The organism is Amycolatopsis plumensis (genome assembly GCF_042652605.1).
Lineage (GTDB): Bacteria > Actinomycetota > Actinomycetes > Mycobacteriales > Pseudonocardiaceae > Amycolatopsis > Amycolatopsis plumensis.
Window position 1 is genome coordinate 2,884,848 of record NZ_JBHSJY010000001.1, and the last position, 12,801, is coordinate 2,897,648.

Consider the following 12,801-nt stretch of genomic DNA (forward strand, 5'->3'; position numbering starts at 1 on the left):
CAGGGGAAAAGGGGAAACACCGGATCCGGGTCGCGCTGTCGGGGGGCGACCCGGATCCGGTGTTTCGCAGTAGGCTCGCCTGGACGGACGGGGAGCTCATGATCGAAGCGACAGCACTGACCAAGCGGTACGGCGCCACCACCGCGGTCAGCGAACTGACGTTCACCGCCCGGTCGGGGCGCGTCACCGGCTTCCTCGGCCCGAACGGCGCCGGCAAGTCCACGACGATGCGGCTGATCCTCGGCCTCGACCGCCCCGACGCGGGCCGGGTGCTCGTCGACGGCGTCCCGTACCGCGAACTGAAAGATCCACTGAGGACGGTCGGGGCGATGCTGGACGCCACCTGGCGTCACCCCGGCCGCAGCGGGCGCGACCACCTGCGCTGGCTGGCCGCGACCAACGGCATCCCGGACAAGCGCGTCGAAGAGGTGCTCGCGCTGGTCGGGCTGACCAGCGTCGGCAAAACGCGCGTCCTGCAGTACTCGCTCGGCATGCAGCAGCGCCTCGGGATCGCCGCCGCGCTGCTCGGCGACCCGCGGGTGCTGCTGTTCGACGAGCCGGTGAACGGCCTCGACCCCGAGGGCATGGCGTGGATCCGGCAGCTGCTGCACGCGCTGGCCGCCGAAGGCCGGACCGTGTTCGTGTCCAGCCACCTGCTACCGGAAATGGCGCAAACCGCGCAGGACCTCGTGGTGATCGGCCGCGGCCGGCTGATCTACCAGGGCACCATGGACGACTTCATCGCACAGACGAGTGAACACGGCGTCCGCGTCCGCACCCCGCACGCCGAGCAGCTGCGCGCCGCACTGACCGGGCAGGCCGAGTTCACCGAAGCCGACGGCGCCTTCGTGGTGTCCGGATTGGACAGTGACCGGATCGGGCAGCTCGCCTTCGACGCCGGCGCGACGCTGCACGAGCTGAGCCCGATCACCGGCTCGCTCGAGCAGGCCTACCTCGACCTCACCCGCGACGCCGTCGAGTTCGCGGTGCCGTCCGTGCCGTCTGTGCCGTCTTCGGAGGCCGCCCGATGATCACCAACCTCCTGCGCGCCGAGCGCATCAAGCTCTTCAGCACCCGCGCGCCGGTGTGGTGCCTGACCATCGCGATCGTCGCGCCGATCGCGCTGACCGCGCTGTTCTTCGCACTGGCCGGCCCGGAACTCCCGCCGACCGTCGGCAACAGCCAGCTCGTGAGCGGCAACGGCCGGACCGTGCTGCTCGTCCTCGCGGTGCTCGCGACGGCGTCGGAGTTCAACTGGGGCACCATGCGGCTGACGTTCCAGGCGGTGCCGAGCCGGGTGCCCGCGCTGCTGGCCAAGGTCGCGGTCGTCGGCGCGGTGGGCGCGGCGCTCGGCCTGGTCATCGGCTTCGGTTCGTGGGCGATGGCCGCACTGGTGCAGCCGGACGCCGACTTCGCGCTGCACACCGCCGCGGACTGGCGCGCGGTGCTCGGCCAGAGCCTGGTCTTCCTGTTCACCGCGGTGGCGGGGGTCGGCGTGGCGCTCCTGCTGCGCAGCGTCGCCTTCGCGCTGACGGTGGTCATCGTGTGGACCCAGGTGCTCGAAGGGCTCTTGGTCTTCATCCCGGGCATCGGCAAGCACGTCTACCAGTGGATGCCGTTCCACGCCGCCGACGAGTTCGTCGGGGCGGGCGGGTTCGCCGCGGGACCGCTGGGGCTGGCGCCCGCGCCGCTCGGCCCGTGGGGCTACTTGGGTTACTTCGCGGCGATCACCGTCGCCCTGCTGGCGGCCGGGGTGCTCGTGACGGCACGACGCGACGCCTGAGCGTGACCGCCGTCTCAATACCGCACGAAACCTTGTTAACAAAAGGTGAAACAACTGTGGCTTCTCTCACAGGCACCGGACATACTGCTACGACCAGGCAAAATTCATAAGTGAGAGCACCGGACCCGTCTGAACTCCCCCTGGAGGTGAATCTTGACGGTGGACACCGGGCAAGAATTGGGTGGCACGATTCCCCGAGCCCGCGTCGAAGGCGACGCTCCCCGGCTCGAACCCATGCTGGACCTCGAATGGTCGCGGGCGATCGAACTCCCGCAGGCCGCCATGACGGCCGCGACGCCGTCCGAACTCCGCCGGGCGTGGGTGCACCGCGCGCCCGAAGACAGCGTCCTGGCCCTGTTCCGCGCTTCGGCCGGGATGGCCGGGCCGATCCCCGCGCCGTGGTGGCTGCGCGCGATGGCGGACGGCAAGCTCGATTCCCGGGAACAGGGTTTCCGCGTCGAGGACCGGATCGCGCAACTGCTCGGCAGGCGCCCGGGGTGGGAATTCGTCCCGTGGGCCGCGGACGGCGAATCCGGCTACTGGGAGTTCATGCCGTCCGAACGCGGGAAATCGGGACACGCGATTCCGACCACGGTGATGAACACCGACCGGCACGAGGGCTGGATCGACGTCCTGCCGGCGCACACCGGGCCGACGCCGGACCCGATCCCGATCGCCGGGCTCGCCGGACTGCGGTCGCGTCTCGGGGTCATCGAAGCCGTTCGTTAACCTCGGCGGGTGCAAAACGAGGAAGGCGGACGTCGGCTGCGCAGCGTGGTCAGTTACGTCAAGCGCGGTGGCCGGATGACCGTCGGGCAGCAGCGGGCGTGGGACGACCACTGGCCGCGGCTGGGCCGCACGGTGAGCGAGCTGCCCGAGGGGCCGCTGGACTTCACCGAGTGGTTCGGCCGCGAGGCGCCGGTGATGCTGGAGATCGGCTCCGGCATGGGCGAGACGACGTCGCAGCTGGCCGCCGCGGCGCCGGAGCTGAACTACGTCGCGGCCGAGGTCTACGACCCGGGCCTCGGCCAGCTGATGCTGCGTGCCGAAAAGCTGGGCGTCGAGAACCTGCGGCTGCTGCACGGTGACGCCGTCGTCCTGCTGACCGAGCACGTCGAGCCGGACACGCTGCACGGCGTGCGGCTGTTCTTCCCGGACCCGTGGCCGAAGAAGAAGCACCACAAGCGGCGGATCGTGTCGCCGTCGTTCGCCGCCCTCGTGGCGTCGCGGCTCGCGCCGGGCGGCACCTTCCACATGGCGACCGACTGGGAGAACTACGCCGAGCAGATGCTCGAAGTCTGCTCCGCGGAACCGGCCCTGCGGAACCGGTACGACGGCTGGGCGCCGCGGCCGGAGTGGCGGCCGGTGACCAAGTTCGAGCAGCGCGCCGACGTCGAAGGCCGCGTCTCGCACGACCTCATCTTCGAAAAGCGGTCGTGAGTGCGTAACAGTGTTCTAACACTGTTACGCACTCACGACCTCCCTCTGTACCCCCGGTGTTCGCCCCTCCCCCGACAGAGGGGCGAACACACCTATTCGTCGGCCAGCGGCTCGGCCTGGACCCGCTTGAGCGCGGGCGTGCAGACCGACGCGCCGAGCAGGGCCACCCCGACCCCGAGCACGACCGGCGCCAGCAGCCACGGGCTGAGCACGATGCCCCGCGCGTCGACCATGCTGTAGAGCCCAACGCCGACCAGTACGCCGACGATTCCCGCGCCGATGGTGGCGACCAGTGCCGGCAGCGCGGCTTCCATCCGCAACGCCCTCGCCAGCACCCGCACCGGCGTGCCCGCGGCCATCAGCGCCCCGAAGGTGCGCCGCCGGTCCATCACCGAGCCCGCGGTCGCGACCGCGGCACTGCACCCGGCCAGGATCCCCGCCGCGATCAGCCCGATCACGGTCACCCGGCGCAGGTCGCCGAGCTCGGTCTGCTGGTTGAACAGGTACTGGTCGCGGCTGCCGACCTCCGCGCCGGCCGCCGGTCCGGCCAGTGCCGTCCGGACGATCTCGCGGTTCGCGTCGGTGGTCGGCGCGACGACGGTGTAGTCCGTCGGCGTGAGGCCGTCCGGCAGCGCGGCCGGATCGACGATCAGCGTTTCCGACAGGTCCGCGTCACGGGGATGGACGGCTTCCACCCGCGTCCCCGACTTCGCGGCCACCGCCGGTCCCTCCCAGCTCGCGGCGAACTTGTACTCGGCCAGGTCGACCGCCGAGTCACCGAAAACGCCCGGGCCGCCCGCGCAGTTCTCCGGCGTGAGCCCGTAGCGGGTCAGCTTGACGGCGTCGGCGCAGGTCATCACCAGCGCGCGGTGGCCGTACCGGTTGGGGGCCTGGCCCTTCACCAGGTAGACCTCGCCGACCGCGACGGCCTTCTCGTTCTGGCCGTACTTCTGCAGGGCGGCGTTGGCCTGGTCGACGATCGTGCCCGCGTGCCGGCCGTCGCTGTCGACGTAAAGCACGGAGTCGACGTAGGACCGCCCGCCGCCGGCCATCGATTCGAACGTCGGCAGCAGCGTCAGCGCCATCGACCCGGCGAACACCGCCAGCACGATCCCGGCGGACGCGCGGTAGGCGCCCTTCGGATCGTCACGCAGACGGCGGCCGGCGAGCAGCGCGGACGGGCGCCGCCAGATCCGGACGAACGTGCCGCCGACCGCCGACGTCACCCACGGCCCGACGATCGCGGCCGAGCCGACCAGGAAGAACAGCCCAGCCATGACGAGCCCGATGCCGCCGTAGTCCTTCGCCGTCGTCACCGCGACGAGGAAGAACGCTCCGGCCGCGGGCAGCGCCAGCAGCCGCCACCAGTGCAGCGGTTTCTTCGTGTGACCACCGGTGGCGAACAGCGGGTTCTTCAGCACGCGGCGCAGGCCGAGGACACCGGCCAGGACCACGAGCACCGGGATGGCCACGACGATGGACACCGTCAGGCCGACCGGCAGCGCGAAGTCGGACGCCAGCCAGGTGCCGCCGGCCCACGGCACGAACGACGCGAGACCGTGCAGCGCCGGGCTGATCAGCAGCCCGAGCACCGCGCCGATGCCCGCGGACAACGTCGTCTCGGCGGCCACCATGTTCGTGACCTGCCCCGGCGTCGCCCCGGCCAGCCGGATCGCGGCGAGCCGCCGTTCCCGCCGGGCCGCGGTCAGCCGCGCCGAGGACGCGACCAGCACCAGGCTCGGCACCAGCAGCACGATGATCCCGACCCAGGACAGCAGCATGAGCAGCGGGTCCGGGCTCGCCTTCCCGCTCGGGAAGCCCGGTACCTGTGAGGAGTTCTCCGGCATCGCGTCCGGCGCGTGCCCGGTGAGGGCGACGAGCTGCTCCGGGAACCGGAGGCCGTCTTCGCCGAGCGCGCCGACGGGCCTGCCGAACCGGTCGCCGAGCCGGTCGGCCGGGTTGGCCTGCAGGAGCCGGCCGAGCGCGGGCGACACGACGGTCTCGCCCGGGCCGGGCAGCTGCGGCACGCCCGGCGGCAGCTGGATCGACCCGGGCGTCGCCCCGGGCGCCAGCGCCACGTCGACGCGGATGATCTGCTTGCCGTCGAAGTAGTCCTTCGACGCGTTGAAGAGCAGGTTGACCGGGCCGTCGGACCCGTGGCTGTAGAACTGCTCGCCCTGCCAGAGGGCACGCTGTTCGCGGTTCTGGGTGGCGAACGGCAGCGTCGCCAGCAGCAGCACCAGCCCGGTCGCGACGGCCACCCCGATCGCGGTGAGGATCGCCGACGTCCGGGTCCGCCGATCGACCTTCAGCACCCGCAGGGCGATCTGGAGGGAGTTCACGCCGCCAGCCTCGTCGCGATCAGGCCGTCGCGGATGGCGACGGTCTTGGGCATCGACTCGGCCAGTTCGCGGTCGTGCGTCACGACGATCACCGCGGCGCCGGTCTCGTGCGCGGCGCCGAGCAGGGCGTCCATCGTCTCGCGGCCGGTGCGCGTGTCGAGCGCGCCGGTCGGCTCGTCGGCGAAGATGACCTTCGGCCGGTGGGTCAGCGCCCGCGCGATCGCGACGCGCTGGGCCTCGCCGCCGGACAGCTCACCGGGGCGGCGCTTTTCCTTACCCGCCAGGCCGAGCCGGGACAGCCAGCCGCGGCCGGCCTCGATGGCCTCCTTGCGCCCGAGCCCGGCCAGCAGCGACGGCAGGGCGACGTTCTCTTCGGCCGACAGCTCGGCCACCAGCATCCCCGACTGGAAGACGAACCCGAACTCGGTGCGGCGCAGTTCGCTGCGCTTCTTCTCGCCGAGGTGGTCGATCCGCTGCCCGCCCAGGAAGATCTGCCCGTCGTCGGCCCGGAGGATGCCGGCCAGCACGTGCAGCAGCGACGTCTTGCCCGAGCCGGACGGCCCGACGATGGCGACGGCGTCCCGCGGCTGGATGTCGATGTCGATGCCGGCCAGGGCGTACTGGGTGCCGTAGCGCTTCACCAGCCCGCGGCCGGAGAGCACCGGGCCGTTCGTCGCGTGTGGCGTGTTCGGGTGCACGAGGTTCTCCCCTGCGGTTCGATGTCACAGTCGGTTCGGATCTTGATGCCGACGAGCCTCGCCGAAACCACCCGGTGTCCACTTCGGGCAGACGGCCACCGCCGCCCCGGTCCGCCTCGGCCGATCGGCCGAGGGAGAGCGGGCCAGTCGGCCAAGGTGCGGGTCCCGGGGAATCACGTAACGTCACGCTGTGCCCGCCGCGCCTCCGCCGAAAACCCTTTCCACCCGCGCCACCGCCTTGGTGCGGCGCATCGGCGTGCCCTCGGTCGTGCTCTACGCGGCGCTGGTGTTCGACGTCCTGTTCACCACGCAGGCGGCGCTCGACGACCACGGGCCGCGCCTGGTCGACTTCGGCCTGCTGCCGGGCATCCTGGCGATGGCCGCCTGTGGCGTCTGGGCGCAGAAGCGGGCCGCGGTCGCCGGCGTGACGGGTGGCGGGGTGCTGATTTTCTCCACCCTCTTCATCCACGCGTTCCACATCCCGCCGTACTCCAGTGTGCTGCCGAAGGTGACGATCACCGAGGTCGTGGCCGGGGTGCTGATGGTCTACTACGTGGCCCGCCGGGCCCGGGCGGGCGTGGCGTTCTGCGTGGTCGGCTTCCTGGTCGTCGCGGGCCTCATCGCCGTCTTCGGCCGGTACTCGAGCGTCGCCGACATCGACGGCGGCACCGGCACGCAAGCCCTGTTGTTCGGGTTGCTGCTGCTCGCCGGCCCGCTGGTGCCGGCCATCGCGGCCCGCGACCGCAGCCCCCGCGCCGATCCGCGGACGCGGCGGCTACACCGGGTGAACGAGCTGGCGATGGGGCAGTGGCCGCTGATGGGCGTGCTCGGCTTCGCGCTGCTGTTCGAGTTCGGCTACACGTATTCGAACACCGTCCGCGGCTTCCCGATCCTGTTCTGCTCGATCGCCGCGGCCGTGATCGCGGTGCTGTCCCCGCGGCGGCCCGCGGACGCGCTGCTCGGCCTGGCCGGGATCGTGCTGCTGTCCGCGGTCATCACGCCGTTCCTGCAGCTGCGGTCCTACGACTACCCGGTGCCGGGCGGCATCCCGGCCACCCAGATCGTCGCCGGGATGGGCGTGGTGGTGAACCTGACCCGCGCCCGCGGGCTGAGCCAGTCCTGGGCGCGGGTCGCGGTGCTCGCCAGCGTCGTCGCGCTCGGGGCGATCCTCAACTCGAGCGGGCACGAGGGCCTGCAGACCGATCCGCAGGTCCTGTCGGTGCTCGCCTTCGCCGCGACGCTGATGCTGGGCATCGCGATCGCCGTCGGCCTGATGCTGCGCTCGCGGGACGCCCAGCGCACCCAGGCCGTGCAGACGGCGGTGAGCGACGCGCAGACCGCCGAGCGGATGGCGCTGGCCCGGGAGCTGCACGACGTCGTCGCCCACCACGTCACCGGGATCGTGGTGCAGGCCCAGGCCGCGCGGATGATGGCCGAGAAGAAGCCCGAGATCGCGGTCGAGGCGATGGCCCGGATCGAGAACGCCGGCGTCGAGGCGCTCGCGGCGATGCGGCGGCTGGTCCGCTCGATGCGCGGCGACGCCCCGGCCGGAATGAGCGAATTCAGCGAGCAGGCCACCACCGACCTGGGCGCCGACCTGCGGAAACTGGTCGAAAGCGCGAATCACGGCGTACCGACGTCGATGCACCTGGACCTGCCGCCGGACCTGCCGCACGAGGTCGGCCGCTCGGCGCTGCGGCTGGTACAGGAGTCGCTGACCAACGTCGGCAAGCACGCCTCGGGCGCGACCGAGGCCTTCGTCGTCGCCGAAGTCGTGGGTGACCAGCTGCACCTCCGGGTGACGGACAACGGGCGCGAGACGGCGCACCGGCCGGCCGGCGGGTCGGGCGGCTACGGTCTGGTCGGCATGCGCGAACGCGTCGCGCTGCTCAAGGGCCGGTTGTCGGCCGGGCGGGACCCGGACGGCGGCTGGCGGGTCGAAGCTTGGCTGCCGCTGGCGGCCGGAGAAGACACGGAAGGGGACGAGTGATCCGGGTACTGATCGCCGACGACCAGGAGATGGTGCGGATGGGCTTCCGCATGATCCTGGACGCGCAGGACGACATCGAGGTCGTCGCCGACGTCGCGGACGGCGTCTCGGCGGTCTCGAAGGCCCGCGAACTGCGCCCGGACGTCTGCCTGCTCGACATCCGCATGCCCGGCCTCGACGGCCTCGAGGTCACCCGGCAGCTGGCCGGGCCGGACGTGGCCGACCCGCTGAAGGTGGTCGTCGTCACGACGTTCGACCTCGACGAGTACGTGCACACGGCGCTGCGCAACGGCGCGTCCGGCTTCCTGCTGAAGGACGCGGGCCCGGCGCTGCTGATCGAAGCGGTCCGCGCGGCCGACCGCGGTGACGCGCTGGTCTCGCCGCAGATCACCGTGCGGCTGCTCAAGCACTTCAACGGCGGCGCGGTGAAGCCGCAGGCCGCGTCGCCGTCCGAGCCGCTGACCCCGCGCGAGCTGGACGTGCTGAAGGCGGTCGCGCGCGGGCTGACGAACACCGAGATCGGCGCGGAGCTGTTCATGTCGCTGTCGACGGTGAAGACGCACCTGGCTTCGGTGCAGAGCAAGATCGGCGCGCGGAACCGGGTGGAGAGCGCGGCGTGGGCGTGGCGGAGCGGAGTGGTGTCGTAGTTTTGGGTGCGTAGTATCCAGAGATGCAACGCCGTTTCCACGCCCCTGTCGTTCTCCCCGCCGACCCGTCCTGTTCCCTTCTTCGTGACGCGGTCGTCGATGTCGACGCCGACGGGCGCATTTCGTACTGCGGACCGGCGGCCACCGCCCCCGAGTCCGCCGCACCGGTCACCACCCTGACCGGCATCCTCCTGCCCGGCCTGGTCAACACGCACGCGCACAGCCCGATGACGCTGCTGCGCGGCATGGGCGGCGACCTGCCGCTGCTGCCGTGGCTCAACGAGATCATCTGGCCTGCCGAGGCCAAGCTGCGCCCGGAGGACGTCCGCACGGGCATGCTGCTCGGTTCGGTCGAGATGCTCCGCCACGGCGTCACGACCAGCGCCGAGATGTACTTCGAAGGCGAGCAGCTGGTCGACGCGGTCCTCACGACGGGCGGCCGCGTGCTGGTCGCGCCCCCGGTGATGGAGCTGCCGGGCCTGGACTGGAAGGCGCAGCTGGCATCGATCGACCGCTGGATCGACACGGACGGCCTCCGCTTCGGCCACGGCGACCGCATCGAGCTGGGCTACGGCCCGCACTCGGCGTACATGTTGTCCGCGGAAGGGTTGCGCGCGACGGCGGAATCGGCGTTGTCGCGGGGCGCGCTGGTGCAGATCCACGTGGCGGAGGCGGCCACGGAGGACACGGCGGTGCGTGAGGCGCACGGATCGGTGCCGGCTCTGTTGAAGGAGCTGGGCATGCTGGACGGCCGGGTGCTGGCGGCGCATTCGATCCACTTGTCGGATGCGGACATCGCGCTGTTCGCTTCTTACGGCGTCGGCATGGCGCACTGCCCGGGCTCGAACGCGAAGCTGGCTTCGGGGATCGCGCGGATCGCGGACCTGCGTGCCGCGGGGGTCGCGGTGGGTCTGGGCACCGACGGCCCGGCGTCCAACGACGACATCGACCTGTGGGAAGAGCTCCAGCTCGCGGCGATGTTCGCCCGGTTGGCCACGGGTGATTCGACGGTGATCACGGCGGCGGACGTGTTCCTGCTGGCGACCCGGGGTGGGGCTGCGGCTTTGGGGCGGTCGGACATCGGGGCGCTGGAGCCGGGTCGGTGGGCTGATCTGGTGCACATCGATCTGGACGATCCGGCGTTCGCTTGTGGGCTGGACGTGCCGGACGTGCAGTTGCTGTCGAACCTGGTGTGGGCGGCGGGGTCGCGGCGGGTTCGGGACGTGTGGGTCGCGGGGGAGCAGGTGGTGGCGGATGGGGAGTCGGTGAAGGTGGACCGGGCGAAGGTGCAGGCCGGCGTGGCCGAGACGGCGGCCCGGCTGCGGGCTTGATCCAGCGCTGGATTTGATCCCCGGCGGCGCGGCCGCAGGGCTGGACTTGCACCCCACCCAGACCTCCCCACCGCCCCGATCCGAAGCCACAACACGGCCGGCAGTGCCGGGTCAAGGCACGCTTTCCCGCCTTGACGCGGCGCTGCCGGCCGTAGTCACAATCGCGGCTTCGGGGTGGTGGGCTTAGCGCGGCCGAAGGATCACTTCCGTCGGATGGGCATCCGGGGTGGCGGCCACCGCCGTCACCACCGCGGTCGCCACCGAGTCCGCCTTCAGCAGGTGCGCGGTGTCGTACTCGCGCCCTTCGCCGGCAAAGATCTCCTGCTGCATCTCCGTGTCCGTGCGCCCCGGGTACACCGACGTCACGCGGATGTCGCGTTCCTCCTCGCGGAGCGCGTCGGCGAAGGCGCGGACCGCGAACTTGCTCGCCGCGTACGGGGACCAGCCCGGGCGGGCGTTCAGGCCAGCTCCCGAATTGATCACCACGACGTGTCCGCGGGCTGCGCGCAACGCCGGCAGCAACAGGCGGGTCAGCTCGACCACCGCCAGGGTGTTGACCTCGAAGTTGTCACGCCAAGCGTCCACGGAAAGATCCTCGACGCGGCCCAGGCGCGCGATGCCCGCCGAGTGGACCAGCACGTCCAGGGCGGTGATGTCCGCGACCGCCGAGGACAGCGACGCCGGGTCCGTCAGCTCGACCGGCCACGGCTTCGCGCCCGGGAGTTCCTTCGCCAATGCCGCCAATGCGTCGGCGTCGCGGCCGCCCAGCAGGAGCCGGTGCGTGGGGGCCAGCTGGTGGGCGATCGCGGCGCCGATTCCGCGGGAGGCGCCGGTCACCAGGGCGAGGGGAAGATCCGTCATGGCCCCACCGTAGCGGCGAACCCGGCGTCCACCGTGCGGTCTTCGCGCTTGCCCGAACCCACGGTGCGCGGGTCCGTGCAGCCGGACACCGGGTCCACGTCGGAGTCGCGGGTGTCGTCGCCGGCGTCCTTGGCCGCCGGGTGGTGGCCGGCCGCGGTGAAGCACACCTGATACGTGCCGTCCTCCAAGCCGCCGAAGGTGTACGAGCCGTCGGGGCCGGTGACGACGCTCGCCACCTGCTTGCCGCTCGCGTCCTTCAGGACCGCCTTGACGCCGGCGAGGCCCGGTTCGCCCGCGTCCTGCTGTCCGTTGCCGTCCGTGTCCGCCCAGACGAAGTCGCCGATGCGGTTCGTCGGGGACACCAGGCCGAGGTCCGCCGCGAAGTCCTCGTGGGACGGGGCGCCCACGGTGCGCGGTGCGGTGCAGCCGTCCGGGCCGGCGTCCGAATCGCGGTCTTCGCTGCCGGCGTCGCGCCGGGTCACCGTGAAGTCCGCCGGGACGGCGAAGCAGACCTGGTACGTGCCGTCCTTCAGCTTGTCGAAGCCGTACTTGCCCTTGTCGTCGGTCGTCGCGGTGCCGACCGTGCCGCCCGCGCCGTCCTTCAGCGTCACCTTGACGCCCGCGACGCCGGGCTCGTCCGGGTCCTGGAGGCCGTCGCGGTTGCGGTCCGCCCAGACGAAGTCGCCGATCTTCGCGATGGCCGGCGGCGGCAGCACGGTGATCGTCGCCGACGCCGTCTTGTCGCCGAGCGTGCCGCCCGGGTGGTGCACGCCGGTCACCTTCGCCGTGTTGACGTGCCCGCTGTCGGCCACCGTGAGGTCCGGGTGGTCGCAGGTCAGCTGCCGGTTCGCGCCCACGGCCAGCGCGAACGGCTCGAACGAGCCGGGGCACCACGGGTCCTGGACGGTGATCCCGGTGAGGTCCTCGGTGCCGTCGTTGGTCACGGTGACGCGGTAGTGCGCGGTCTCGCCCGCGGTGACCGTCGCGAACGACGCCCACGCGCCGGTCGCCGGGTTCTGCACTTCCTTCTTCACCGAGTACGCCGCGAGCCGGAGGTCGACGCAGTCCCAGTGCAGCCGGTCGAGGGTGGTCGTGGCGAAGAACTTCACCGCGGCCGCCTTGGCCGGGGCCGTCGCCGCCGGGAAGTCCTGCCGGGCGAGGGTGCCGTCGCCCGCGTAGTGATCCGCGACCAGCTTGGTCTCCTGGATCTGGGTGCCGGTGGCGTCGTAGAACCGCAGGCCGGTGGCCGGTTCGTAGCGCGGCGCGCGGGAAGCGGTCCAGACGCGGAGGGTGTAGACGCCGCCGGGGACGAACCGCTCGGTCTGGTAGGCCGTGCTGGTCTTGCCGTCCGGCGTCTGGATGACCGCCGCCCGCTGACCGTCGACGGCGTACTCCTGCTCGGTCGCCAGTCGCGGCATCTTCGCGGCCGGGGTTCCGGGCGGGACCGGGGCGGCCGGGGCGAAGATGTACCCGTCGGGGGCGCCGTTGCGGGCCGCGAGCTCGACGCTCGGGTTCGCCGCGAGCCCGCCGCAGACCGGCGGCGCGTCCTCGGCGACGGACGCGGACGCGGGCACGACCGCCGCCGCGATCGCCACCACCGCCACCGCCACCGTGCGCCCGGAGAAGATCACCCTTCGACTATGGCGCGCGGCATGGGCCCGCACCGGCCAATATCCGTCCACGTAAGAGTGAACTTCGGCCGGTGCGGG

At 71.9% G+C, this 12,801-nt stretch carries 11 protein-coding genes; 7 read left to right on the top strand and 4 right to left on the bottom strand.

Features of this window, described 5'->3' with window-relative positions; all coding sequences use genetic code 11:
• The first annotated feature begins 98 nt into the window (after positions 1–98).
• The 4 genes from ACFPLC_RS13810 (at position 99) to trmB (ending at position 3,223) form a co-directional block, all read left to right on the top strand.
• On the top strand, positions 99–1,031 hold the full coding sequence (locus ACFPLC_RS13810; RefSeq protein WP_378191715.1) for an ABC transporter ATP-binding protein: 933 nt from the start codon (positions 99–101) through the stop codon (positions 1,029–1,031).
• Positions 1,028–1,783: a hypothetical protein gene (locus ACFPLC_RS13815; RefSeq protein ID WP_378191717.1), complete on the top strand. Its 756-nt coding sequence runs from the start codon at positions 1,028–1,030 to the stop codon at positions 1,781–1,783. Before ACFPLC_RS13810 ends, ACFPLC_RS13815 begins: the two co-directional genes overlap by 4 nt.
• Before the next feature lie 159 nt (positions 1,784–1,942).
• Entirely contained in the window at positions 1,943–2,512 is a 570-nt protein-coding gene (locus ACFPLC_RS13820; RefSeq protein WP_229902884.1) for a hypothetical protein, read from the top strand.
• Between the two features lie 75 nt (positions 2,513–2,587).
• The gene (gene trmB / locus ACFPLC_RS13825; protein WP_378191945.1) at positions 2,588–3,223 is read left to right on the top strand and encodes a tRNA (guanosine(46)-N7)-methyltransferase TrmB; all 636 of its coding nucleotides are present in this window, start codon (positions 2,588–2,590) and stop codon (positions 3,221–3,223) included.
• Positions 3,224–3,315: 92 nt separating this feature from the next.
• Here trmB and ACFPLC_RS13830 read toward each other — a convergent pair whose 3' ends face one another.
• On the bottom strand, positions 3,316–5,565 hold the full coding sequence (locus ACFPLC_RS13830; protein WP_378191720.1) for an FtsX-like permease family protein: 2,250 nt from the start codon (positions 5,563–5,565) through the stop codon (positions 3,316–3,318).
• Positions 5,562–6,263 carry an ABC transporter ATP-binding protein gene (locus ACFPLC_RS13835; protein WP_378191722.1) on the bottom strand — a complete coding sequence of 234 codons (702 nt, stop codon included), beginning with the start codon at positions 6,261–6,263 and terminating at the stop codon, positions 5,562–5,564. The genes ACFPLC_RS13830 and ACFPLC_RS13835 overlap by 4 nt, the downstream gene beginning before the upstream one ends.
• A gap of 190 nt (positions 6,264–6,453) precedes the next feature.
• On the opposite strand from ACFPLC_RS13835, the gene ACFPLC_RS13840 reads away from it, so the two are divergent.
• The 3 genes from ACFPLC_RS13840 to ACFPLC_RS13850 are packed head-to-tail and all read left to right on the top strand — an operon-like array spanning position 6,454 to position 10,231.
• A complete protein-coding gene (locus ACFPLC_RS13840; RefSeq protein WP_378191724.1) occupies positions 6,454–8,253 on the top strand; it encodes a sensor histidine kinase in 1,800 nt (599 codons plus the stop codon).
• Positions 8,250–8,900, top strand: a complete 651-nt coding sequence (locus ACFPLC_RS13845; protein WP_191313514.1) for a response regulator — start codon at positions 8,250–8,252, stop codon at positions 8,898–8,900. The genes ACFPLC_RS13840 and ACFPLC_RS13845 overlap by 4 nt, the downstream gene beginning before the upstream one ends.
• 23 nt (positions 8,901–8,923) lie before the next feature.
• Positions 8,924–10,231 (top strand): amidohydrolase family protein, encoded by a 1,308-nt coding sequence (locus tag ACFPLC_RS13850; RefSeq protein WP_378191727.1) that lies wholly within the window; start codon positions 8,924–8,926, stop codon positions 10,229–10,231.
• A 183-nt stretch (positions 10,232–10,414) separates the two neighbouring features.
• Here ACFPLC_RS13850 and ACFPLC_RS13855 read toward each other — a convergent pair whose 3' ends face one another.
• Positions 10,415–11,092, bottom strand: a complete 678-nt coding sequence (locus tag ACFPLC_RS13855; RefSeq protein ID WP_378191729.1) for an SDR family oxidoreductase — start codon at positions 11,090–11,092, stop codon at positions 10,415–10,417.
• Positions 11,089–12,723 (bottom strand): DUF7850 domain-containing protein, encoded by a 1,635-nt coding sequence (locus ACFPLC_RS13860; RefSeq protein ID WP_378191731.1) that lies wholly within the window; start codon positions 12,721–12,723, stop codon positions 11,089–11,091. The genes ACFPLC_RS13855 and ACFPLC_RS13860 overlap by 4 nt, the downstream gene beginning before the upstream one ends.
• Between the last annotated feature and the right edge of the window lie 78 nt (positions 12,724–12,801).

What these genes read in the sequence shown, in the direction of transcription:
- ACFPLC_RS13810 (WP_378191715.1), top strand. Translation starts at nt 99, where the DNA reads ATGATCGAAGCGACAGCACTGACCAAGCGGTACGGCGCCACCACCGCG.
- ACFPLC_RS13815 (WP_378191717.1), top strand. Translation starts at nt 1,028, where the DNA reads ATGATCACCAACCTCCTGCGCGCCGAGCGCATCAAGCTCTTCAGCACC.
- trmB (WP_378191945.1), top strand. Translation starts at nt 2,588, where the DNA reads ATGACCGTCGGGCAGCAGCGGGCGTGGGACGACCACTGGCCGCGGCTG.
- ACFPLC_RS13850 (WP_378191727.1), top strand. Translation starts at nt 8,924, where the DNA reads ATGCAACGCCGTTTCCACGCCCCTGTCGTTCTCCCCGCCGACCCGTCC.
- ACFPLC_RS13855 (WP_378191729.1), bottom strand. Translation starts at nt 11,092, where the DNA reads ATGACGGATCTTCCCCTCGCCCTGGTGACCGGCGCCTCCCGCGGAATC.